Raw genomic sequence first — 625 nt, 5'->3', positions numbered from 1 at the left:
GACTCTTGTAATCTTTGCATATCTTCTGCCGACAAGTGTTTGGCAGGATAATTCAAAGCAAAACTCAATACGCCCAGCATTTCTTTCCAGTACACCGATTCCTTGCGTTTGATCGATTTTTCTGCTTCGTCATACTCTGCCTTGAGTAATTGGAATGGATCGAGGCGTTCACGTAGTTCCATCATCTTAGCCACGAATGCTTCCATGTTCATATTCTTGATCTGCTCGTAAAAAGCAGGTTCCCTGGTTTGTATGGGTGCTTTGAAATCTTTTTCAAAAACATAATCGAGCGACAGGAAACCGTTGTTGCCTTTAATATGCGCGGCGATCTCTTCCTTGCTGAGCAGAGAATCATTGAAAAGGTGGGAGTCTTCCAGGTGAAACCGTACCGCAGGCAACATCCCGTTTCGGGTATGCAGGATCAATTTAAAGTTTGAGCTCTCGCCCAGGGTTTGATAGTATAGCTGCCCCTTTTTATCTTTTTCAAACGTTCCGTTATGCCGTGCCAGCGTCCTGATTGCATCAACCGCGGTCAGCGATGACCCCTTAATGGCCACAGGGTGGTCCAATTTCAAGGCCAATTTGATTGGCGGATACGGTGAATCAAAATAATTAGGCACTATAC

The 625-nt window shown here is 45.1% G+C and carries 1 pseudogene; it reads right to left on the bottom strand.

The window, feature by feature from the left end:
• Positions 1–575 (bottom strand): annotated as a pseudogene (locus AC1DYB_RS30390) (FAD/NAD(P)-binding protein); the annotation flags it as partial.
• Positions 576–625: the final 50 nt, after the last annotated feature.

Source organism: Mucilaginibacter sp. P2_A4 (assembly GCF_056405015.1).
This window is presented reverse-complemented; position numbering and strand designations above follow the sequence as displayed.